This window comes from Adhaeribacter arboris (assembly GCF_003023845.1).
Classification (GTDB): Bacteria; Bacteroidota; Bacteroidia; order Cytophagales; family Hymenobacteraceae; genus Adhaeribacter; species Adhaeribacter arboris.
The window spans coordinates 3,722,273-3,744,682 of the sequence record NZ_PYFT01000001.1 but is presented as its reverse complement, the minus strand read 5'-3'; the positions used below and the strand labels follow the sequence as shown (position 1 = coordinate 3,744,682).

The 22,410-nt window shown below is 44.0% G+C and carries 21 protein-coding genes; 13 read left to right on the top strand and 8 right to left on the bottom strand.

Features of this window, described 5'->3' with window-relative positions:
- The first annotated feature begins 13 nt into the window (after window positions 1-13).
- Both AHMF7605_RS15560 and AHMF7605_RS15555 read left to right on the top strand, forming a co-directional pair.
- Window positions 14-2,452 carry a metallophosphoesterase family protein gene (locus AHMF7605_RS15560; RefSeq protein WP_106930839.1) on the top strand — a complete coding sequence of 813 codons (2,439 nt, stop codon included), beginning with the start codon at window positions 14-16 and terminating at the stop codon, window positions 2,450-2,452.
- Between the two features lie 128 nt (window positions 2,453-2,580).
- Entirely contained in the window at window positions 2,581-3,741 is a 1,161-nt protein-coding gene (locus tag AHMF7605_RS15555; RefSeq protein WP_106930837.1) for a BamA/TamA family outer membrane protein, read from the top strand.
- A gap of 124 nt (window positions 3,742-3,865) precedes the next feature.
- Here AHMF7605_RS15555 and AHMF7605_RS29755 read toward each other — a convergent pair whose 3' ends face one another.
- The gene (locus AHMF7605_RS29755) at window positions 3,866-4,027 is read right to left on the bottom strand and encodes a hypothetical protein (RefSeq protein ID WP_158267518.1); all 162 of its coding nucleotides are present in this window, start codon (window positions 4,025-4,027) and stop codon (window positions 3,866-3,868) included.
- Between the two features lie 13 nt (window positions 4,028-4,040).
- Entirely contained in the window at window positions 4,041-4,685 is a 645-nt protein-coding gene (locus tag AHMF7605_RS15550; protein WP_106930835.1) for a hypothetical protein, read from the bottom strand.
- A gap of 367 nt (window positions 4,686-5,052) precedes the next feature.
- Here AHMF7605_RS15550 and AHMF7605_RS15545 point away from each other — a divergent pair, with 367 nt between their 5' ends.
- Window positions 5,053-5,958, top strand: coding sequence for a hypothetical protein (locus AHMF7605_RS15545; protein ID WP_199200247.1), 906 nt, complete (start codon window positions 5,053-5,055; stop codon window positions 5,956-5,958).
- Between the two features lie 120 nt (window positions 5,959-6,078).
- On the opposite strand, the gene AHMF7605_RS15540 is transcribed toward AHMF7605_RS15545, so the two are convergent.
- From AHMF7605_RS15540 to AHMF7605_RS15515, 6 genes are all read right to left on the bottom strand, one after another.
- Window positions 6,079-6,678 (bottom strand): DUF2238 domain-containing protein, encoded by a 600-nt coding sequence (locus AHMF7605_RS15540; RefSeq protein ID WP_199200246.1) that lies wholly within the window; start codon window positions 6,676-6,678, stop codon window positions 6,079-6,081.
- 16 nt (window positions 6,679-6,694) lie between these two features.
- Entirely contained in the window at window positions 6,695-6,931 is a 237-nt protein-coding gene (locus tag AHMF7605_RS15535; protein ID WP_106930833.1) for a DUF2442 domain-containing protein, read from the bottom strand.
- Window positions 6,912-7,148, bottom strand: coding sequence for a DUF4160 domain-containing protein (locus AHMF7605_RS15530; RefSeq protein ID WP_106930831.1), 237 nt, complete (start codon window positions 7,146-7,148; stop codon window positions 6,912-6,914). Before AHMF7605_RS15530 ends, AHMF7605_RS15535 begins: the two co-directional genes overlap by 20 nt.
- 182 nt (window positions 7,149-7,330) lie before the next feature.
- The gene (locus AHMF7605_RS30810; RefSeq protein ID WP_106933496.1) at window positions 7,331-8,125 is read right to left on the bottom strand and encodes a TPM domain-containing protein; all 795 of its coding nucleotides are present in this window, start codon (window positions 8,123-8,125) and stop codon (window positions 7,331-7,333) included.
- Between the two features lie 105 nt (window positions 8,126-8,230).
- Entirely contained in the window at window positions 8,231-8,671 is a 441-nt protein-coding gene (locus AHMF7605_RS15520) for a TPM domain-containing protein (RefSeq protein WP_106930830.1), read from the bottom strand.
- A gap of 184 nt (window positions 8,672-8,855) precedes the next feature.
- Window positions 8,856-9,434, bottom strand: coding sequence for a LemA family protein (locus AHMF7605_RS15515; protein WP_106930828.1), 579 nt, complete (start codon window positions 9,432-9,434; stop codon window positions 8,856-8,858).
- Between the two features lie 398 nt (window positions 9,435-9,832).
- Between AHMF7605_RS15515 and AHMF7605_RS15510 the strand changes: the two genes are divergently transcribed.
- The 10 genes from AHMF7605_RS15510 to AHMF7605_RS15465 all read left to right on the top strand — a co-directional run bounded on the left by AHMF7605_RS15510 (window position 9,833) and on the right by AHMF7605_RS15465 (window position 22,351).
- The gene (locus tag AHMF7605_RS15510) at window positions 9,833-11,173 is read left to right on the top strand and encodes a hypothetical protein (protein ID WP_106930826.1); all 1,341 of its coding nucleotides are present in this window, start codon (window positions 9,833-9,835) and stop codon (window positions 11,171-11,173) included.
- A 72-nt stretch (window positions 11,174-11,245) separates the two neighbouring features.
- Window positions 11,246-11,647 carry a hypothetical protein gene (locus AHMF7605_RS15505; RefSeq protein ID WP_106930824.1) on the top strand — a complete coding sequence of 134 codons (402 nt, stop codon included), beginning with the start codon at window positions 11,246-11,248 and terminating at the stop codon, window positions 11,645-11,647.
- A gap of 366 nt (window positions 11,648-12,013) precedes the next feature.
- Window positions 12,014-13,462: a hypothetical protein gene (locus AHMF7605_RS15500; RefSeq protein ID WP_106930822.1), complete on the top strand. Its 1,449-nt coding sequence runs from the start codon at window positions 12,014-12,016 to the stop codon at window positions 13,460-13,462.
- 231 nt (window positions 13,463-13,693) lie between these two features.
- Entirely contained in the window at window positions 13,694-14,065 is a 372-nt protein-coding gene (locus AHMF7605_RS15495) for an endonuclease domain-containing protein (RefSeq protein ID WP_106930820.1), read from the top strand.
- Between the two features lie 111 nt (window positions 14,066-14,176).
- The gene (locus AHMF7605_RS15490; protein WP_106930818.1) at window positions 14,177-17,647 is read left to right on the top strand and encodes a hypothetical protein; all 3,471 of its coding nucleotides are present in this window, start codon (window positions 14,177-14,179) and stop codon (window positions 17,645-17,647) included.
- A 130-nt stretch (window positions 17,648-17,777) separates the two neighbouring features.
- Window positions 17,778-19,097 (top strand): hypothetical protein, encoded by a 1,320-nt coding sequence (locus AHMF7605_RS15485; protein WP_106930816.1) that lies wholly within the window; start codon window positions 17,778-17,780, stop codon window positions 19,095-19,097.
- Window positions 19,098-19,220: 123 nt separating this feature from the next.
- The gene (locus AHMF7605_RS15480) at window positions 19,221-19,421 is read left to right on the top strand and encodes a hypothetical protein (protein WP_146153599.1); all 201 of its coding nucleotides are present in this window, start codon (window positions 19,221-19,223) and stop codon (window positions 19,419-19,421) included.
- Window positions 19,418-19,783, top strand: coding sequence for a type II toxin-antitoxin system PemK/MazF family toxin (locus AHMF7605_RS15475; RefSeq protein WP_106930812.1), 366 nt, complete (start codon window positions 19,418-19,420; stop codon window positions 19,781-19,783). The genes AHMF7605_RS15480 and AHMF7605_RS15475 overlap by 4 nt, the downstream gene beginning before the upstream one ends.
- Before the next feature lie 105 nt (window positions 19,784-19,888).
- The gene (locus AHMF7605_RS15470; protein ID WP_106930810.1) at window positions 19,889-21,616 is read left to right on the top strand and encodes a coiled-coil domain-containing protein; all 1,728 of its coding nucleotides are present in this window, start codon (window positions 19,889-19,891) and stop codon (window positions 21,614-21,616) included.
- Between the two features lie 75 nt (window positions 21,617-21,691).
- Window positions 21,692-22,351: a hypothetical protein gene (locus AHMF7605_RS15465; RefSeq protein ID WP_233219140.1), complete on the top strand. Its 660-nt coding sequence runs from the start codon at window positions 21,692-21,694 to the stop codon at window positions 22,349-22,351.
- The last annotated feature ends 59 nt before the right edge of the window (window positions 22,352-22,410 follow it).

Below are 22,410 nucleotides of genomic sequence, written 5' to 3'. Positions count from 1 at the left end.
CGCAAAATATAATATGCTGAAAAAAATACTCCTGTTAGGATTACTCAGTTGGGGAATTTCCCGGCAGGTAATGGCTCAGGCACCCGATTCTATTGCGCAAGTGGTGTACTTGTTGGGCAATACCGCTACCACTATCATTGCTCCTAACCATTTACGGGCTTTTCAACAAGCTTTGCAAGCAGAGCACCACCCGTTTACCATCGTGCATTTAGGCGATATTGCCGCTAACCGGGGAATGGGTAAAAGAGTGAACCTGGGCGCTAACCGGAAAATAGACCAGTTGCTGCAACTAACCAAAACCCGGGGAAACCTTTACTTGGTGCCCGGCGACAAAGATTGGGATAACTCCGGTAAAGAAGGCTTGGACGATGTACGACGGCTGGAAAATTACATTAAAACCCACCAGACCCGCGCCCAGGTACTCTTCCCCGGGAGGGGATGTCCCGGACCAGAGGTAAAGGACATAGGCAGTAATTTACGTTTGATCGCCATTAACTCCCAATGGTGGATGCACCCTTACCGGAAACCCGCCGAGCCGGATACTGATTGTGGCGTATTATCGGATTCCGAATTTCTGGAAGCATTAGAAGACGCCATTGAAAACGCGAATGGTCGACAAATTTTAATTGTAGGGCACCACCCCATATTATCTAACGGCTACTACGGCGGACACATGTCGCTGAAAAAACATTTATTCCCTTTTTCCGACACCCGGTTTAAAGTTCTTAATTGGTTGCCCTTGCCTGGTTTAGGCAGTTTGTACGCCTCTTACCGGCAAAATGTAGGTGTGCCGCGCGACATGTCGAATCCCGGTTATCAGAATTTTATTACCAACTTAAACCGGGTTTTTCAAATACACGATCAGCTTATTTATGCCGCTGCTCACGATTATTCGCTCCAACTAAATACGCTCGATAGTAATTATCATATTGTTTCCGGTAGCTTTTCTCAAAAAAGGTTTGTGGCTAAAAACCCGGCAAGTCTTTTTAACCAAGCCATAAATGGTTACGTGAAACTAACAATTTACAAAAACGGGAAAGTAACCACTACTTTTTACCAATTTGCCAAACCAGGTACAACCGTAGCCGTAGCCGAACAAACCCTTTTTCAATCGGCCTGCGATCCTGCTCCGGTTAAAAATATTCCGGTAAATAAGCAGGTAGGGCCATGCGTAAAACCCGAAGTTCCGGAGCCGGTAACCACCGAAGAAGTAACGACCAATGGTAATAAAGCAACCTTAATTGCCGGTCCGCAGTACGCTGCCAGAGGATTGAAAGTTAAATTTTTTGGGCATTTATACCGCAAAAGCTGGACCCAACCCGTGCAGGTGCCCTTGCTGTATTTGAGCCGAACCAAAGAAAAACTCCGTCCGGAAAAAACAGGAGGCGGACAAACTACTTCGCTGCGATTAAAAGCGGCTGATGGCCGGCAGTTTGTTTTCCGGTCGGTGGATAAAGATCCCATTGGTACTATCCCTATCGAACTGCGTAATACCATTGTGACGGACGTGCTGCGCCAGATTACTCCTACCGAGCAGCCCTACGGGGCCTTAGTAGTAAGCAGCTTGCTAGACTCCACGGACATCTTACATGCGCAGCCTAAATTATTTGTCCTCGCCGACGACCGGGCCTTAGGGCCATTCCGCAAAAATTACCAGGAAATGTTTGGCCTGCTGGAAGAGCGACCAGGAGATGCCCGGAGCGAGCAGCCTGGTTTTGCCGGATCGACCAACGTGAAAAATAGTTTTAATTTATACCAGGCACTGTACCAGGACAATAATAACCGGATAGATGCCCTAGGCTATGGCAAAGCCCGGGCTTTTGATATTTTCATCGGCGATTGGGGCCGTCAACCGGATAATTGGCGATGGGCGGGCTTTCAAACGGATTCGCAAACTGTATACCGGCCTATTCCGCGGGACCGCGATCATGCTTTTTCCCGCTGGGACGGAATCATTCCCTGGTTAGCAGACCGAAAATGGGCTTTACCCAATATTCAAAACTTTGACAAGGAATTAAGCGGTCTGCGGAGTCTTACCTGGCCGGCTCGTTACCTCGATCGTTTTCTACTCATCTCCCTTAATCGCCAAGATTGGATTAACCTGGCGCAATATCTTCAGCAAACCTTTACTGATGCGGTTATCGATAAAGCCATTGCCGAACTTCCCCCCGAAATTGCCGCTCAGGAAGGAAAGGAAATAAGCGCTACCTTAAAAGCACGCCGAACACGTTTACCCCTTGTGTTGCAGGAGTATTACGAACAGCTGGCTCAATACGTAGATATAGTGGGTTCCAATAAAAATGAGTACTTTAAGGTAGAGCGCCTGCCCGAAGCCCAGGTGCGGGTACAAATTTTTAAAAAGATAAAGAAACAAACTTACCGCAGGGTACTTCCTTCTTCGATCGGACTTTCTTCCGGAACGAAACTAAAGAAATTCGCTTATACGGCTTAGATGGGGAAGATGTAGTAGATGTTAGCGGCCAGGCCGATGCCAGTATCCGGGTCCGGATTATTGGCGGCAACGGTCAGGATAGTATCCGCGATGTATCGGCGGTTAAAAATTACCGGCGATATACCCTGGTGTATGATAGTACCAATACGAAACTAGACTTAGGGCCGGAAGCCCGCAACTTAACTTCCAATGCTCCGGACGTAAATTTTTATAGTCCTACTTCTTTTGCATATAATACTTTTAGTCCGAATGGTAGCATTATTTACAACCAGAGCGATGGGGTAGGGCTGGCCTTCGGGATTACGTATAAACAGCAGCACTTCCGGAAAAAAGATTTTAGCGCCATTTACGCTTTTAACGTCCGGGCTACTCAGTTTGGCAACCGGCAACTAACCACTAATACACTATGGCGCCACGTTTGGAAACAGTGGGATTTAGGCGCTTACCTTGATTTAGGCTATTATTTCCGGACTTACGATTTCTTTGGCTTAGGCAACGATACCCGGAAAAACGAAGAACTTTACGACGATAAATTCTACAAAGCGCGTTACGGCGGTATTATGTCGGCGGTATTTCTGCAGCGCCAGTTTTTTCAAAAAAGTTACTTTAGGATTGGACCTTTATTTGAAAGACTTACTACTAATTACCGGGATAATTCTTTTTTAGATAAGCCCGAAGCAGGGTTCCCATTGATAAATACTACTCAGCAGCAATTAATTGGTTTTAATTCTGATTTTGTGCTGGATTTACGCGATAAACTGGTTTTTACCGAACGAGGCCTGCGCCTTTTTGTGCGCCATAACACGTATAAACCCACCCAAAACAACGGTAAAGCCTTTGGCTTAACGGAAGGTTTTATAGATTATTACGGCACGGGCAAGGTGGTTTTACCGGTTACACTAGCTTTACGGCTGGGCGGCGGCAGGAACTACGGACAGAATTTGCCTTACTATAAGTACACTACTTTAGGAATGCGCCCTAATTTGCGGGGCTACGTTATCAACCGCTTTGCCGGCGATGCCAGCCTTTACCTGAACACCGAATTACGTTTTCACTTGGGCGAGGTTGAGAATGCCTTTTTGCCTTTCAAGTACGGCGGAATTGTTTTTTTTGATCGGGGCCGGGTGTGGTACCAGGGCAAAAGTGCTGGTAACTGGCACGACGGGTATGGATGGGGCTTTTACGTGGCACCAATAGCAGAGCGCTTTGCTTTCTCGATGTTGTTACAGCATTCGCGCGAAGAACTTTTATTGTTTTCTTTCGGAGCTGGTTTCCGGTTCGATCAATAATGTATTTGCTTTTGCTGTGCACCAAACATTACTATTGGGCTTGCAGCTTTTGCAAAAAGAACCCTTAAACCTAACAAAGAAGGCCACCGTCGGGTAGCCTTCTTTTATGTCTATTTTTTAAATTTTATCGATTAAAGCCTCTTTCGTTTGGCCGATTCCGGCGAGAATTATCTTGTTCCCGAGTTCGTCCACTCATAGGATCGTAGTGCCGTAATAGTGGTTCGGCGGGACCACGGTAACCATCGTAACCATTGCTTAAAGAACCCGCCACATTGGTATAATCCATTTCGTTGCCGACATTATGTTCCTGGTCGTTTCCAGAGCCCTGGCGGTATCGGGGCCGTTGCCGGGAGCCATAAGTTCTCCCGCGGATCGTCGATGTGCGTACGTTGGTTAGGATGCTGGCTAACGGAGCCGCCGCTAGGCTTGCCGTAATTGCCCCGGTTATACTGACTTTGACCCGAATCATAAATTTCATAACGGCTATCGTCTTCCCGGCGACGGTTCTGGTCATCTTGGTAATCGCGCCAGTTGCCGCGGTGTTGCTGATCGTGGTAGTTATTGCGGTTAGGGCCCTCATTGCTGGAGTAGCTATTTTGGTCGCGGTAAGCACCATATAGTTGGCGATTAGGAGCCTGACCACGGCCGTGCTCTTCTTGCCAGCCTTGGGCACCGCCGTAACTGCCCATGTTACCATAATTGTTTGAGTGACCTCTGGTATTATGCTGATCGGCCCGACTGCGGTTTTCACGTTCATCGGCGTAATTTTGGCCGCGGCTGCGATTATTATTGGCGTTATCCGGGTAGGGCTGGTAATCGTCGTGGGCAGTACGATGGTCCTCAAACCGGTAAGCTCCCCGGTAATTACTGTCGTCCCGCCGATTACTATCGTTGCGGTATTCCTGTCTTCCTGGCTGATATGGCTCTTCTTCTCTTCTGTTCAAAGCTAAGTTATCTTAATAATGATACATCGAAAACGTACTTATAAAACGCTAATCCGGCGTAGTGGTTGACAAAAATGCCATTTTTATATTTCTCTGATTTGGTTTATTGAAGGCCGGAACGATGATTATTTTATGAGAATAAAGGATTGAAAACTTTGCTAAAATAAAGATAGAAGCTTTGCTGTCTGCAACTTTTGTTATAACGCTAAAGTCTTGGTTAGTTTTGATTATAAATTATAAATAGTTTGATATATTAATACTACTTTTTAATTGCCAGATGTTTACCCATACCATTGGGTGAAGCATTTTAGCCTTTAACGGTTTCTTTTCTGCTAATTTCCGTAAGTTTTTAAATAGTAAAGTATTTATGAGGCGCCATTTAAAAATAGTATTCATTAGCTTTTGGTTGCTGCTCTTGGGAATTACTGCCAACCAGGCTTTGGCGCAAACAACTCCCGATACTACCGCGATTTACCGGGTAGAAACAAGCGACGGGAATGAGTATATCGGTAATATAGTAGCGGAAGATACCGGATCTATTCAGTTAAAAACCGCTAAACTTGGTGTTATCCGAATTCCACGGCCGGATATTAAAAGCCTGACCGTTATAACCGCAGCGAAGTTGAAAAATGGAAATTACTGGTTCGAAAATCCGCAAAGTACGCGTTATTTATTCGCGCCGAATGGCTACGGATTAAAACGAGGCGAAGGTTATTATCAGAACGTGTTGGTTTTTGTGAACCAGATAAGCGTGGGCATTACGAATAATATTTCGATTGGAGCAGGTACCGTGCCGTTGTTTTTGTTTGGTACCTCAACCCCAGTTTGGTTATTGCCAAAAGTTTCTTTTCCGGTAGTTAAAGATAAGTTTAACGTGGGAGCCGGAGCATTGGTAGGTTCGGTATTGGGAGAAGACTCGGAGGGGTTTGGTATTGTGTACGGCATTTCTACTTTCGGCTCCCGCGATAAGAATATAAGTTTGGGTTTAGGGTACGGCTATGCTGCCGGCGATTGGGCTACTGCTCCTACTTTTACGTTAAATGGTATGCTTCGGACCGGCAACCGGGGTTATCTATTAACCGAAAATTATTTGATTGGTACCGGCGATGGTTCCATTGGCTTAATAACACTAGGTGGGCGTCGGATTATTAAACGAGTGGGGCTGGATTTCGGCTTAGTTATTCCGGCTGGCTCCGATATAGATACTTTTATCGCTATCCCGTTTTTAGGTTTAACGGTACCATTTGGTCAAAGTAAAACCAGAATACCTTAAAGAGCTATGCAGGGGATTATTACTAATCCTACTAGAAATAATGTTAAGGTAAAATTGCTTTCATTTTTAAACTGTACCCCCATCTCATGTTTTCATTAAATTGCCGCAGCTTCTTTACTTTTATTTGAAATTGGTCAGCTGTTTATCGTGAAGTTTACTTAAAGTTATGAAAGCTAGAATAGCGCCTAACGTGGCAAAAAGCATATCCGATTGGGTATCCCAAACATAACCTTGCGCTCCTAAAAATGCATCTGCCGACTCGCCGGAAAGCTCGGCTACCAGCCATTCCAAGAACTCGTACAAAACACTAATAAAAACGCAAATAGTAAGCACTAGAAACGGTAACCAATTGGGGCGGTAAATAACCTGCTTGCGAATCAGGATTTCGCGGGCAATTAGAGCGGGTACAAAACTTTGCGCAAAATGGCCTACTTTATCGTAGTTATTCCGGGTTTGATGGAGTACTTCTTTTAGCCAGTTAAAGAGCGGCACCTCGGCGTAGGTATAATGGCCACCTACTAGTAAAATGCAGCCATGCAGTAAAATAAGCCAGTACGTTAGCCGGGTCAGCGGAAAAGTTTTGCGCGTGAAAAATAGCACCAATACGCCGAGAATAGCCGGGAATACTTCGAGCAACCAGGTAAAATAATCTTTCGGCTGAATAGCCGACCAGATAAATACCAGCGCAAAAATTAAGAATAACCGCAGGAGATAGTTCAAGGTTTGCTACAGTTGCTTACAACAAAGCTAGCACCGATAAATCTTCGTCAATGCCTTCCCAGCAAATGCCAATGCCGTTGCCAATAAGCCGGTATTTTTGGCGGTCTGCCTCAGAGCAGCTGCTCAACTTGGGAAACCATTCCAGTGGAATGCCCAATTCCCGGCCGTCGTTGAGTAATACGTACAGCTTATCTTCCGTAAACCAAACCTGGTTAGCAGTAACCAAAATTTTTTTATTGGCTGTTAAATTCATTCCACTTCGTTAAAAATAAAGTTTGGTGCTGCTGTACTAAGGCCCGAATCTGGCTTAAATCTTTGGCGTTAAAGGCATAAGAAGTAGCATGCTCGACGGGCGATAAATAATACATAGCGTAGGCATTGTTTTTTTCTACGTGAATGTGCGGCAAATCTGTGGTTTCGTTGCTAAAAAAGAAAAAGCGCAATCCATACGTTTTTAAAATAGTAGGCATTTAATTAATGGGTAAAATGAGGTACTTGTTTTAAAAGGCATTACCTTTTATCAATAAATTTCCTAGTGAAACAACCACCTTTACTTCTCTTCTTTTAAGTGAAAAGATTGTATTCTGAATAATATCGCAATAGGTAACGGGATTCTCTTTTTTTAGACTATTCAGTTGAGGTAATTATATTTTTACCAATCGCTGCCAGCTCCGCCGCCGCCGAAGGAACCTCCGCCAAAACCGCCGAATCCGCCACCACCGCCGCCACCTCCCCCAAAGCCACCGCCAAATGGTCCACGTCCGGAAGAAAAATCACCAAATATAACCGGTGGAAAGAAACCACCTCCCCCTAAAGTACGCATGCCACCACCCCGGCCACCGCCGCCACCCCGTCGGCGTAAACTAATGATAATAATTATCGCTAAAACGCCTATAATGAGCCAAAACGGTAAACCAGAGCCGCTATCATCGCCGCTGCTGCGAGGATCGCCTTTATACTGGCCGCTAAAAATATCGATAATTAAATTAGTAGCTTCGTCGAGGCCTTGGTAATAATTGCCCGCTTTGTAATTAGGTTTTAGAGTGTACTCGGTAATACGTTTCGCCAGCGCATCGGGTAATAGCGCTTCCATGCCATAGCCAGTGGTGATATAAACTTTGCGATCGTTTAAGGAAGTCAGAATTAAAATGCCGTTATTCTTGCCTTGTTGGCCGATCCCCCAACTTTGAGCCAATTTTACAGAAAAGTCATTCACTTCGTAGGGGCCAATAGACTTAACCGTAACTACGGCAATCTGAGTAGAGGTAGTATCGTTGTAGTTATTTAGTTTTTGCTCCAGCGCCTGTACTTCGTCCGGGCTCAGAATGCCAGCCAAATCGTTTACCAAACGCGGTGGATTGGGCCGGGGCGGAATACCGGCATTGTCCTGACTTTGGGCCAGGTAGAAGCTAAAAAGATATAAAAACAGAAAAAAGTATTTTTTCATAATGGGTATCAAGTAGCAGGTATCCAGTAGCAAGAGTTAGTAGCGAGCAAAATTCAGCCAAAATTTTAATTCTGATTCCTGCTACTTACTACCGGATACTTTAATTCAATCTTTCCCGAAAGAAATATCATTTTGTAATTCGTTGGTGTCGGTGGCATCGCCGGAATAAGGAAAATAAACTTTTAGCTGTTCGCCGGCCATTAAAACGCCTTTACTTAACCCTTCGGCGTAGCGCCCTTCCTTAAAATGCTGAACAACCAAAGCCGTTATTTCCTGCCAGAAATTAGGAGGAACCCGCGCGTTAATACCCGCATCGCCGAGTACCGCAAACTGCCGACTTTTAAGCGCTACGTAAAACAAAACCCCGTTACGCAATTTGGTTTGATGCATGTGCAAATGTGCAAATACCTGGGTGGCCCGGTCGAGCACATTGCCTTGGCACGTATTTTCGATGTGTACGCGGATTTCGCCGGAAGTATTTTTTTCCGCTTCGGCAATGGCCGCCACAATCCGAGCCTCGTCTTCCGCCGTAATGGTATCTTTCATGGTGAGTTGGAAAGTTAAAAAGTTAGAAGGTTGGAAAGTTGGAGAAGAAAGTTACTGTTTAAATCATTTTTATCGATGAAAAAGTTGGCAGTATATACCTTATTTACTGCCAACTAAAACCTTTTAAGCTATGAGTTTCAACTTTATAACCTTCTAACTTTTTAACTTTCCAACCTTTCAACTCCTAAAAAGTAACCGTAGGAGCGCGTTGGGCGTTAGGGTCGGCGGCGAAAGGTGTTTTACGTTCGAAGCCAAACCAGCCGGCAAAAAAGTTGCGCGGAAACGACCGGATGTAGGTATTATAGTCCTGCACGGAGTTGTTAAAATTCATGCGTTCCACGGAGATTCGGTTTTCGGTGCCTTCTAGCTGTGCCTGCAACTCTAAAAAGTTTTGGTTGGCTTTTAGCTGAGGATAACTCTCGACGGTAGCTAGTAACCGCGACAAAGAACCACTTAATTGACCTTGCGCTTCCTGAAATTTCTGAATATTTTCCGGTGTCAGGTTCTCCGGACTTAGCTGAATACTCGTGGCGCGGGAACGCGCTTCAATAACGTCGGTTAAGGTTTTTTGCTCGAAATTAGCGGCGCCTTTTACCGTATTCACCAGGTTAGGTACTAAGTCGGCGCGGCGCTGGTAAGCGTTTTGTACCTGGGCCCATTTTGCGGCCACATTCTCATCTTTGGCTACCATTTCGTTGTAGCCGCACGAAGTTTGAGAAGCCAGAATGATGAAGCCAAAGAAGTAAAGCAATAATCGTTTCATAGTTTTTTCTAGTTTAATTTCGGTTCCGAGTATTTTTATTAAACAATAGTAATTAAAAATAATTGAATTGCCGTTACCCGTTATTTATTTGCAATAGGGCGCTTGTTATCCGGCAATACATCGTACGAATTTAATCGGTAGCAGTTATATAGGTTACCTTTAGTGGTGGGTTGTCGGAGAACCTGGAAGGAAGGGAAATATGCAGGAAGTAAGTAAAAACCTTTACATTTAGCGTTACTTATGGGTAGTTCTAACTTTTAACTGTATTAGAGGAAGAAAGCAAATTTTCTTTTTTTGTTTTCCTGTTGCCTTCAAAAAATATCAGAACACCTATATTCGTTAGTGCGTAAACAGGTACCTTATTTTTATCGGTAATCCAATAATCTTAAACTCAGTCCATGTCGTCGAATAGTAGCTGGCAAATTTTTAAAGAATTAATTCGGACGTTTGTCTTTCTGGTATTACTAAGTTTAAGTGCCTGTGGGGATGATGCTAAAAAAGAAACTACTACCTCAGGAAATGAAACTGTTGAAGAAACCGGAACAACTAAACCCAAAGCCGCAGGTGCAACTGCCACTAAGGTGGGCCAAGTGAATGTGTTTTTGGAAATATCGGGGAGCATGAAAGGTTTTATGCCGGCGAGCAACGGGGGACAGATTACCCAGTTTCAGGAAACCCTGGATGCTTTACTGGCTACCGTGCAGCAAAATAATCAACTAGGAAAGAAGCAATTCTACGAAGTAAGCGAAAAAATAACCCCGGCCAATTATAACCAGGTATCGAAGCATTTGCGCTACGGTTTAGAAGCAACGGCCAGCAGCAGCACTATTCCGGTAATGCTAGATTCTATTATTTCCAATTACAGTCCGCCAAACGGGGTTAACGTGTTTATTTCGGATTTTATTTATGCGCCGGCTAATGGCCAGGCCGTTAATTTTGTTACCACCGATATTTACCAGGTAATTGCGAAAGCGCAGCAACAAGGCCAGGCCGTTTCTATTTTTAGCGCCACTTCCGATTTTAAAGGCACCTTTTACCCGGCGGTAAAAACTAACCGCAAAACTATTCCTAATTGCTGCCCCAACGAAGTACCTTATTACTTGTGGGTGATAGGTAAACCGGAGCAAGTACAGGTATTTAACCGCCAGTTAATGGCCGGTAAGTTTGCCGACGAACTACACATTGGTTTTGAATTTCCGGCACCGGCATATTCGGTGCTGGATAAATATTTACCCGTGGGCAACTGGTACTGCAACAGTAAGGATAACGCCTGCCACGAAATTATCGTCAGCGACCTGAAAACACCGCTCGAAATGGTAGTAGGTTTAAATTTAACGGAATTGCCCGCCTCCTATACCAACGAAGCTTATTTAAAAAAGAACTTAAAATTAGAAGCCGAAAACTCCGATGCTCAAATTACCGGTTTGTACACGGCCGCTCAATTTAGAAGCCAGAAAGGAGTTGCCGGCCAGAATAGCAATCCTTTAAAACCGTACTCGCATTTCATTAAAGTAAAGCTCACCAAAATGGCTGCTCCCGAAATAGAGATGCAATTAATTTTACAAAATCAGCGGCCAGCCTGGGTGCAAAACCGCACCACCACCGACGATAGCCAAATGAACAACGAAGGCGCCAAAACCTTTCAATTAGCCGGTATTGTAGCGGGTGTGGAACGAGCCTATGAGGTAGGTAATAAAAATATTTTTACGGCTACTATTCAGGCTAAAAAAGAGAAGTAAGTTTTTCTTTATTTTGAGAATACATTATTTATTGCTGATTTTCTAAATGTTGATTTTATATAAGCTAAAAATATGCTACCCGGATTTTTTAAATTTATTTATCAATTATTTTTATCGGCGCCGCAGCCGCCGCAATCCCGGCCTGTTTACTGGAACGAGATTTTCCCGACGGTCGGGTTAGTAACGGTGCTGTCGGCCTTAGCCATGATGCTGATTTTTTACTACGTCATTAATCATTGGCTACCGATTGCGTTTTTCCGGAAGGCTTGGCATTGGGTGTTGTTTATGGTTATTAGCGCCGTTATTGGTTTTGCTTACGCCGTAAATTACGCCCACGGCAAAGAAGTAGAAGGCGACTATGTTTATAATTTTGCGGCCGTAAATGCCTTGTACGGGGCCTTATTTTACCTGATTTTTTCGTTCTTACTTCGGCGCTGGTCCCGGGGAGCCAGCACCACTCCGGTTAGGTTTTAGGTTGGTTGGAAAGTTGAAAGGTTTGAAGGTTGAAAGGTTATAAAGTTGTAAGGTTGGAAAGTTTAAAAGTTGTTACCAATTAATAAGTTACTACCTGCTGGCGCGAGCGTCTTCGCTCGTGTCTACTATCTGGGAGGCCTCCGGCCGGGCGAACCGATAAACAGTTAATAAAAGCAATTTAGTAAATAGCCTACCGGCCAGAGGCCAGACGATAAGTAGCACGAGCGAGGCGTGCTCGCGATAAAATAGAAATAAGAATAAGAAAGTCCGGCTTATAGCAGGGAGGAATTTAAAATAAGCGTGTATTGATGATTAGATGAGGCTTGAAAGTCTACTATCTAACATCCAATATCTAACATCTAAATAATGGCAAAATTATTCATATTCGGTATTGGCGGCACGGGTTCGCGGGTAATCCGGTCGCTGACCATGTTGCTGGCGGCCGGGGTCGAAATTAAAAACTGTGAACGCGTGGTGCCCATCATCATTGACCCGGACGCGCAGAACGGTGACATGAACCGTACGGTAGAGCTTCTAAAAACGTACAAGCGCATTCAGAAACACTTGGGCTTGCGCGACAAAGGTTTTTTTAAAACGGACATTAGTACTTTATCCAACATTGCCAACGATACCGACGGCGTAGTACAGGATACCTTTGTGTACGATTTTGGCGGCATTAACCAGCGATTCCGCGATTACATCCATTATAATTCCTTATCGCCGGGTACGAAAAGTGTGATTGAATTACTGTTTACCGACGATAACCTGGAAAGTCCGCTGACCATTGGTTTCCGGGGCAGCCCGAACGTAGGCAGCGTGGTTTTGAATAAAATTGTAGATTCGCCTGAGATTCAATATTTCGCCAAGAATTTCCAGAAAGGTGACCGTATTTTTTTTATCAGCTCTATTTTTGGCGGTACCGGGGCCGCCGGTTTTCCGTTGCTGCTCAAAAACCTGAAAGACCAGCAAGCACCTTTGGCCAATGCGGGCTATATTCAGGATGCTTTAACCGGGGCTATTACCGTGCTGCCTTATTTTGCCTTACAAGCCGAAGACGGCAGCGTCATCGACTCCAATACCTTCATAACCAAAACCCGCGCGGCACTTTCTTATTATGAGCATCACCTGAAAGGATTGGAGGCCTTGTATTATATTGCCGATACGCCCGATGCTCCGTACCAGAACCAGCCGGGCGGCAGCAGTCAGCAAAACAAAGCGCATTTAGTAGAGTTACTCAGTGCCATGGCAGTGTTGGATTTTATGGATTATAATGCCGCCGATTTTAGTTCGGGCACTCTCTACCACGAATACGGCTTTACCGAAGATACCCGTGAGGTACAATTTGGCCATTTGGCTCCTGAGTCGAAAGAAAAGATTGCCGGAAGCTTGAGCCGATTTCTGTATTTCGCCAAATATTTTAACAGCCTGTTAAAAGACGACAAAGATTCGCCTTATTATAAAAACCTGGAACTGCAGAATTTACTCGGCAAGGACAGTTTATTTAAAGATTTAGATAAAATTATTAACAGCCCGGATTACGGCTTTCTGAACTGGCTCCGCGAACTTAACAGTAACCAGCGCAGCTTCGCCCCTTTTAACCTGAGCACCGACGACTTTAACCAACTCATCCGGGGTAAAGAAATTATTACTAAATCATGGAATATATTCGACAAAGGCATTAGTCATGGATTCTTCCGCAACGAACTCGACGCCGCCGAAAAGCAAATACCCGAACGCGATCGCTTCCGAAAATTCATCCAACTCTTCGACCGCGTAACCGAAAAAGCGTTTACGGAGAAAGTGAAGACAGTTTAAGGGTAGGTTACGACTATATAAATTGATTACACAGATATAACAATGGATAGCTAAAAATCAACCACCCCTGCCCCTCCTTATCCAAGGAGGGGAGCCTATATCCATACTGAATTCACAAAGAAGTATATTTTATGCAAGTAGTTATTTGTTAAAATGTTTAAAATGAAGATTAACAAAATTCCCCTCCTTGGATAAGGAGGGGTTAGGGGTGGTTGACAAAAGCAGTTGAAGATGCAAGAACGTATTCATAACCAGCAAAACTTAAAAAATCTGCGTCAACAAAACCGCAGCAACTTAACTCCTGCTGAAGCCGAGTTATGGAAACATTTAAAGAATAGCCAAATAGGACGTAAATTCAGAAGACAACACAGTGTTGGTAATTACATACTTGATTTCTATTGCCCGCAAGAGAAGCTTGCGATTGAATTAGATGGAAGAGATCATTTCACTGAAAATGGTTATGAACGGGATGAGGACAGAACAAAGTTTTTAAAAAATTTACATATAAAGGTGCTACGGTTTGAGAACAAGGAAGTGTTTGAGCAATTGGAAGGTGTTTTAGCAGAAATTACTGCCCAGTTTACCACCCCCAACCCCTCCTAAAACAGGAGGGGAGCTTTCTTAACATTTACCAAGTACCATTTACCAATTCAACTAATTAACAATTACATCCGTGGTCTATTGACCGTGGACTATGGACTAAAACTAAAACATATGCCGAAAGTACTGCGCTTGCACGATAAAGGAAAACAGCAAATAGAAGGCTGGCAGCAATCTTCGCCGATTACGCACATTGAACTCAACGATATTACCGACCCGACGGGGGCGAAAGCTAGTAAAATTGTTACCTCCATCCCGACCCCGTTTGCGAGGATGCATTTGTTCGAGACGGCGTTCGATTTTGTGAATACCGATAAAAGCGGGAACCGGCACTCGATTTACCACGAGTTGGTATCCCATTATTGGGATTTGTTCGAGCTAATTTTTAATTACCATCAGTATGCCCAGGCCGGTAAAAAAATTATCCTTCGTCGCTGGAATATTGATAGTGAGTTGCAAGTCTTACGGAACAGCCCAGCTACTAAAATTTTGGGCGATACGCTGCGGCTATTTCTAAATGATGACCGCTTTACTGGTTTTTCCGATTTATACCTGATTTACTACGAATACCATTTACCTAATGGCGAAGCGGCGGAGCGTTTAATTGGTGGTACCTCACCGTTTACTTTGTTTTTTACTGCACCTACCGTGCAGCCTCTTGATATAGAGCGGCCGCAGGCGCGGGGGCATTATTTCGATAAACATATTGTGTTGCTACACGAGCGGGATAAGGCTTTTCAGGATTTTGTGTATGGCCTGTTTATGGTAAAACCGGAACTGCGGAGCAAATACTTCTGCGGCAGTGTGTTTGCCAACTTGCAAATCGAACGGTTTAATGCTATGGAGTTGCGGGGGGAAGTGTCGCAGCCCAGCTTTGAGGCGCAATATATTCCGTTGGCCGATGTTAATGGAAACCCGGTATTGGTAAAAAACGCGGCTTTGCCTACCCGTTCCAATCGCATCGAAATTAACAGCGATTTATTCGTACGGATAAGTCCGGGGGTTCCGAACCCGGGTACTTTGCCGATTGTGCTGAAGCCAAATTTAAAAATTGAAGCCAATTATATTAACGGGCAGCGCTGGGATAACGCTACCACTGTACCTTGGGCTGACCCATTACCGCTCGAAAACCGCGTGTTACCGGGTAAAAAATACAAATATCCGTTCCTCACCATCGGTGATTTTTTAGAAGAATACTTGGTAGAACTGCCTTACGAAGTAAATACCGACCGTTTTCAGGTGGGACAAATTGCTTATAGCTACGGGGCTGATACCCGCGTCAAGCACAAATTTCCGTACCTGCTGCCGATAAAACGTACTTTCTTCGATTATTTTGAAGTCCGCGACCTGTACGAATTTCTGACGTTTACCATCGACATTAACCACGTAAAGGTAAGCCTGAAAATACCGGTGCAGAATGGACAGTTTGTAACCTATGAGCGTAGCTATTACCAGAATCCGCAGAACGTAAAAGACGAGTTTGGGCGGGAAATTCCGGAAAAAGGTGCCATTATCCGGGCGAAAGTAGGTTTGGGAATATTCCCGTTCTACAAAATGCGCAACCAACCGCAGCATAACGATTTGTACAAAATAATGCTCGTGGACGATGATACCGCCCCCTCGTTGGTGAATAAAAGTTACGACCTGCGTTTTTACGTAGGCAACCACCGCATTGAGGGGCAAGGAGGTAGCCGCAGTGCTACTAGAACCGAACGCACCAGTAAAACTTCGGTTGGAGCTGGTTCTACTTATTACGAAGTAAAACATACCCATTTTGATTATGTGGAATTAGTTTGCCCGCAAGGGCAGGAGGTGAAAGGTTTGATTGTACCGAAGTGGACGGAACTGGACCGCGGCACCCAAAATTTTACTTTTTCCGTTGATTTTGGTACCACCAACACGCACGTCGCTTATAATAACGCGCAAGGAGCGCACCCGAAAACTTTTACCATCGGCCAGAACGATATGCAGGTGGTGTTGCTCAACAGTCCATCGGCGGATGTAAATAAAACGGTGTACGAACGTTACCGCGCTGGTTTTGGCGAATTATTTCCGGTATTGCTTATTCAGAACCGCGAGTTTGTACCGTCGTTTATCGGGGAGCAGGGCGGTATTTTTGAATTCCCAATTCGTACGGCTACTTGTGAAACCCCTAATTTCCCGAATGAACCGAAAAATGTACTGGGCAACATTAATATTGGTTTTGCCATTAACGCCGAAGTATCGATGGTACAGCAGGCTCGTTACGAAACCAATTTAAAATGGTCATTGGAACTAGATACGCAGGGCGAAGCGCGGGTAGAAGCGTTCTTCCGGGAGTTATTGTACCTTATCAAGCACAAAGTAGCGCTTAACAACGGTATCATCGAAAATACCCGCCTAATTTGGTTCCGACCGCTGAGTTTCGATTTATTCTCGCTGAACCAGTTTAAACAAAAATGGGACGAAGCCTACCAGGATATTTTTAAAACTACGGAGTTTACTGTATCGCTTACCGAATCGGTAGCGCCTTATTATTACCTCACCGCCACCAACCAGGTTGTGCCCAACCGCGACGAAAACGTGGTAAACATTGATATAGGAGGCGGAACTACCGATTTATTATTCCTGAAAGGCCAGCAACCCGCGTACAGCACCTCGTTCCGGTTTGCCGGCGATGATTTGTGGGGCGAAGGCTATAGTCGTTTGCACGGCAGCGGGAAACACAACGGCTTTTTGCAACTATACCGCCAGGAAAGCCGCAATGTACCCATTTCCGGCTCGGAGCAGGAAGCCCGCACCGCCTTTGAATTGGCTGTGAACAACGACCAGTTCCGGTCGGCGGATGTAGTAAGTTTGCTCTTTAGCTACGACAACGAGCTAAAATTCAGTCACCAACTAATGAAAGCCCGGCATCTGCGGATTATTTTTTACCTGCACTACACGAGTATCATCTACCACGTAGCGCAGTTAATTAAGCACCTGGAAATGGAAACACCCCGGTATTTTTGTTTTAGCGGTAAAGGTAGTTTATACATAAAATTACTCAGCGGCGGCTCGAATATGCTAGTGGTGGAGCGCTTAACTAAAACCATTCTGCGCAAAGTAACTGGTAAAGAACCGAAGCAAAATTTTAAAATTATTCTGGCCAATAACCCGAAAGAAGCTACTGCCAATGGTGGCGTACTTTTCCAAGGCTCGGCGCAGCAAGCCGATTACGAGCATATCCAGGAAGTGAAATTAGTGGGTGATCAGGAGCTACAGGACATCCGGAGTAATTTTATCACCACCGAGCAAATTGATTCATCCATGCGGCAATCGGTGGTAGAAAACGCGAAGGCTTACTTAAAGCTGGCGCTGCAAGACCCTGAAATAACGTCGATGCTGCCGGATTTGGGCGTACAAATCGATCCGAATTTCTTGTTGCCGTACCTGCAAAACGAAGTGGAAGACAGTTTAAGCATTGGCCTGAACCAAACCCACCAAACTCTGCGCACCGACGAAGTACTAGCCGAAACGCTGTTTTTTTATTCGTTTAAGCAAACTTTGTATCAACTTTCGCGTGATTTGTACGAACGCCATTATGCCAGTAAAGCAGTGGTTTAAGTATTAAATCCGGAGACTTAAAAAGATAAACATGCCTTAAAAGTTAGGGTTCGGCAGTTCTTTTTGGAGGGAATCAGAATGCAAAAACCTTTAAGCCTTATCTTTGCGGAGAATTTTAAAATAAAGTACAATGAAGAATAAGCTTGCCATTTTAATTATCTGGCTATTTTTAGGAGTAGCGCCTGCTGGTTGGGCGCAATCCGAAATGGAACTGGCTAAGCTGGACATCTGGACGGAAACAGCCGATTTTGTTTATCGCGATGCAAATTTGACGAATGCCGGTCAATTTGCGAATGTGTCCAGTATGAATGAATTTGTAAATTTGATAAAGAAAGAAGATGCTAATTCTTCCATCTATTCTAAACTGTATAAACCCATTGAAGATGGTGGTTTCTACAAATTACCCAAAGACCCAAAAGCCCAGTTAAATACGCTTGTAAAAAGTATTTACGCTCGACTACGGAACAATGACCAGCGCATGAATGACATTAAACGCCGGCGTAAACTCGAGGATTTACATAAACAATTACAGCAAATTGCGGCGGATTACGGCGCCCCGGCTGCCACGGGCGCTCCTATTGTGCAGGATGCTGCCTTACAGAACCCTGATAGTGCACAGCAGCAAGAAACTTTTACCGACCCCGATGGCACCACGACGGATGCTACCGCCGAGGAAAAGCTAAGTTCTCTTGCTAAACGGGAAGAAAATACTACTATAACTGGAACCAACTCTATGACTATCCTTGCCATTGCTTTAGGCTTAATCAACCTGGTTTTGATTTACCTGCTCAACAAAGAAATTAAAAAACAAAGCAAACGCATCGACCAACGGCGCATTGATATTGATAATTTAGCTCAAATGGTTAATTTGCCAGGCCGGGTTGGCTCTGATGGAGCGGGCAAAATTACCATGGCTGCTGTCGAAAACTTAATTAATCGGGCAATGGCGAAAGAACGCGAAAATTTACAGGCTGCTCCAACACCAGCGCCAATCTCGTCGCAACCAGTTAAGGCGGCTGCGGTTGTGCCACCTGCCTCCCAAGCTAATGTAAGCCAGCAACCTAGAGTAGAACCGCAAGGCATTGAAGAATTGGTAACAGCTGCTAATCATACGCCGCCTCCCACCGACAAGCCACAAAGTAAATACGCCCGTATTCCGGTAAATGGTGGTTTTCACGAGCAAGACTTATACGATACACCGCAGCACGATAGCATTTACGAAATTCGCATTAGCCGGAAAGACCCGAACCGCGCCATGTTCCGGATTGTAACCAATACCAATGTACACCGCAGCGCCATTGAGAGTGCTTATTTATCTTTAAAAGATGCTTGTACGTACCAAATGAATAACACCAATGCTACCCGCATTGTAAATGATGAACCCGGCGTTTTAACGCAGGTAAACGGCTTCTGGAAGATTGACCGCAAAGCGCAGATACATTTTGAGTAAGTAGAATAAAAGAATTAGGTGATTAATGGAAGCTCGTTAGTTAGGCTATAACTACTTCTGATTAAAAACTTCGTTTGAATACATAAAGGCTTTGGTAATATGAAGCTTAAACAAATATATGATGTGTCAAATAATCAACTTATAATTAATCTGCCGGAGAGTTTTAGTAATAAGAGGCGGGTATTAGTTATAATTGATGATGATATTGATGAAGTAAATGAAAAACTACTGCTTTTGAAACAAGCTACCAACGACCCATTGTTTCTGGCCGATATTCAAGAAGTTAAAGAAGATTTTAATTTTATTGACTCGGAAACAATATGATTGTTAAACGCTGGGGAATTTACCGGGATAGCTTAGATACGGTAATAGGTTCCGAACAAGGTAAGTCACGGCCGGTTTTGATTATCAGCGATGACAGTACTAATGATTTATTAAATATCGTAAACGTTCTACCTTTAACTACTAGAAAAGCCGGTCGACATATTTACCCAAACGAAGTATTATTAGCGAAGAATGAGTACGGTTTACCCAACGACTCTGTTGTATTATGTCACCAAACAAGAACCTTAGATAAGCAACGATTATCTTTAGAGTATAATAGAGTAACCAACCTCAGTAAACAAGCAGAAATTTTAAATGCGCTTTGTTTTCAGTTAGGAATTGAAACCACTACTTACCCCTAATTCGAAAGTTCAAAATTTATTAAATTTAGGAAACGTAGAAATACTTATTACCAAATTAACCGGCCACTGTGTCGGTTAATTGTTTTTTAGACGAATACGCCAATTATGTTCGAAATACTTTTAGAGGCTGCCATTATTATCGGGATTGTTTGTTTTCAAGGTTATGTTTTTTTACAAAACCGGCAGAAAATTAACCGCGTGGTCTCTCTTTATCCGGATAAAAAACAGTTATGGATTAGTAAAGAATTTTTGAATGCTAGCGGGAATACTGCTCAAGAGGTTAAAAATAATTTGCTCCCGGCTCAAGCCGAAAAGTTGCAATTACTGGAACAGGGTAAGAAGTTTTTGTTTCTGCATACACCCTCGGAAATACACCGGGTAACAAATTTGAATAACCGCGGGGAACAGGTAGAAATACGTCGGACAGTTTACGATGGTTTTGCCTCTAACTCCGAAACTTATTACATTCCTTACATTCGCCTGGTTAATCTGGCTACGGATAACGAGATTGAATTTGTTGGTCTTAAAACTGAACCTGAAACATCGGGCCCTCCACTTCCGGAACGGAAAAGAAATACTGCCCCTGAAATAGAACTTGACTTAATAGCGGCTGGGAATTGCTCGCGGGAGTTCTTGGAGATTTTAAACGATACAAACAATTACTTACGCAATAACAAAGGTGCGGCGGCTGATTTCAATATCCTCAAAGATATTTCGGAAAGGCAATCGGAAGTATTAGAAAAGGAAATTAACGCGATAGTAGCTACGCCGCTGTACGTGGGTTTACTAGGTACCTTTCTGGGCGTAATTTTTGGTTTATCGGGCATAATTCTGGGGGGTGGTGTTACCAACGAGGCCATTCAAACTTTTATTACCGGAGTAGTTGTGGCCATGGTGGGTTCGTTTTTTGGCTTGCTGCTCACTTTATGGGGAAATACTTTATTTAAAAACGCCCGCTTTATAAGAGACCGCCACCAGAACGATTATTATACTTTTTTGCAAGCCCAACTGCTGCCCCGTTTGCATTCGGATATGGCGGGTAGTTTGAGCAGCTTAAAAGCCGTACTGGATGCCTTTAACCGGGAGTTTCTGGATAAAGTAGCCGATTTTAAACCTATTATTGCGGGTATTACCGCCAACATTGAAGTTCAGAAAAATTTCCTGCAAAAGCTCGAAGAAATTGGTTACGACCAAATGGCGAAGGCCAGTTTGCAAGTTTTCGATAAAGTTACCCAAAGCACCGAAGAGTTTCAGAAGTTCCTGGGCTACCAACAAGCTTTAAACCAATCTTTAGAAGCCGGAGCCGGTGCGGCTGCTTCCGTGCAAAGTATCTTGGAGCGCTTAACTGGTTTTGAACGGGGAATAAATAATGTAGGGCAATACATTGGTCAGCACGATAATTTAATTCAAAAACAACTCGATTTTTTTGGCACCCACGAAAAAGAAATGGCTGATATTTCCGCGAAAATAGAACAATACTTCGACCAAGCCGCCGGCCGTTTAACCGAGCTGATGGATGCCCGCATGCGTTACCTGGAGCAGGATGCGCAAAATGCTTACGAACGCTGGTCGAATCATTTTGAAGCCTTGAACCGGGACAATATTTACGAAAGAGTGGTGCAGTACCTGGAGCCATTTAAAAAGTTGAACACGCAGCAAGACGAGCTAAGCCGCGAAATAAACCAAACCCAACGCACGTTGCTTCAGAAAATGGACCGCGATGCCGAAACGCAAGCTCGCCTGTTACGCCAACTCGAACACATGAACCAAAACCTCGACAAAGTAACGCAACCCGGAATGCTTAAAAAACTGATGGATAAAATGTTTAAGTGAATTTGAAAAATTTTTGAAGCCTATCAGAAACGTATTTAATTAACCTCTGCAAACACATTTAACTTTCCAACATTTTTGAATACGAATAAAGAAGATTTTTTCTGGCCGAGTTACGTAGACTTGATGACGAGTTTGTTCATCGTGATGCTCGTGTTATTTGTGCTCAGCTATAAACTTTTCAAGGATAAAGAAAGCGAACTGCTCGTGCAGGTAGAGCAACTTAATAAAATCCGGGAAATTGAAGCCGCTTTAAAAGGTCTGGAAGGAAAATATTTCCGGTTCGACCCGGTAAATAAGCGGCACGAATTAAAAGTGCAAACTAAATTTGACCCAAATAGCTGGGTAATTAAAGAATCAGACAAGAAAGATTTATACGCCGCCGGTCTTACCCTGAAAAAAATAATCGACGATATAAAACAAGACCACGGCGTAAAATACCTGGTAATTATAGAAGGGATGGCCGCCCGCGACCCGTATAATCCCAACTTTCATATCCGGCAACGCGATTATGGGTACCAACTCAGTTATAACCGGGCCTTGGCGCTACTTAACCTTTGGCAGAGCCGTAACATTACTTTCGACGAAAAACGTTTTGAAGTAATTATTGCGGGCAGTGGTTTTTACGGTACCGGCCGGTACAAAGGCTCCCGCGAATACGATAATAAACGCTTTTTAATTCAGGTAATTCCTAAAATCGGGAAAATAGAGCGTCGTACCGTAACTGCAACTAAGTAGCAAATTATTTAATATAGAACTGCCTGAGTAAAGGTTTACGTAGGTAAGGTAACACCATA

Excerpts from the sequence above, each read along its gene's own strand:
- AHMF7605_RS29755 (WP_158267518.1), bottom strand. The coding sequence starts at position 4,027 with ATGGATTATACCAATGTGGCGGGTTCTTTAAGCAATGGTTACGATGGT.
- AHMF7605_RS15515 (WP_106930828.1), bottom strand. The coding sequence starts at position 9,434 with ATGAAACGATTATTGCTTTACTTCTTTGGCTTCATCATTCTGGCTTCT.
- AHMF7605_RS15510 (WP_106930826.1), top strand. The coding sequence starts at position 9,833 with ATGTCGTCGAATAGTAGCTGGCAAATTTTTAAAGAATTAATTCGGACG.
- AHMF7605_RS15470 (WP_106930810.1), top strand. The coding sequence starts at position 19,889 with ATGTTCGAAATACTTTTAGAGGCTGCCATTATTATCGGGATTGTTTGT.
- AHMF7605_RS15485 (WP_106930816.1), top strand. The coding sequence starts at position 17,778 with ATGAAGAATAAGCTTGCCATTTTAATTATCTGGCTATTTTTAGGAGTA.
- AHMF7605_RS15490 (WP_106930818.1), top strand. The coding sequence starts at position 14,177 with ATGCCGAAAGTACTGCGCTTGCACGATAAAGGAAAACAGCAAATAGAA.
- AHMF7605_RS15520 (WP_106930830.1), bottom strand. The coding sequence starts at position 8,671 with ATGAAAGATACCATTACGGCGGAAGACGAGGCTCGGATTGTGGCGGCC.
- AHMF7605_RS15505 (WP_106930824.1), top strand. The coding sequence starts at position 11,246 with ATGCTACCCGGATTTTTTAAATTTATTTATCAATTATTTTTATCGGCG.
- AHMF7605_RS15560 (WP_106930839.1), top strand. The coding sequence starts at position 14 with ATGCTGAAAAAAATACTCCTGTTAGGATTACTCAGTTGGGGAATTTCC.
- AHMF7605_RS15545 (WP_199200247.1), top strand. The coding sequence starts at position 5,053 with ATGAGGCGCCATTTAAAAATAGTATTCATTAGCTTTTGGTTGCTGCTC.
- AHMF7605_RS15500 (WP_106930822.1), top strand. The coding sequence starts at position 12,014 with ATGGCAAAATTATTCATATTCGGTATTGGCGGCACGGGTTCGCGGGTA.
- AHMF7605_RS15530 (WP_106930831.1), bottom strand. The coding sequence starts at position 7,148 with ATGCCTACTATTTTAAAAACGTATGGATTGCGCTTTTTCTTTTTTAGC.
- AHMF7605_RS15535 (WP_106930833.1), bottom strand. The coding sequence starts at position 6,931 with ATGAATTTAACAGCCAATAAAAAAATTTTGGTTACTGCTAACCAGGTT.
- AHMF7605_RS15475 (WP_106930812.1), top strand. The coding sequence starts at position 19,418 with ATGATTGTTAAACGCTGGGGAATTTACCGGGATAGCTTAGATACGGTA.
- AHMF7605_RS30810 (WP_106933496.1), bottom strand. The coding sequence starts at position 8,125 with ATGAAAAAATACTTTTTTCTGTTTTTATATCTTTTTAGCTTCTACCTG.
- AHMF7605_RS15495 (WP_106930820.1), top strand. The coding sequence starts at position 13,694 with ATGCAAGAACGTATTCATAACCAGCAAAACTTAAAAAATCTGCGTCAA.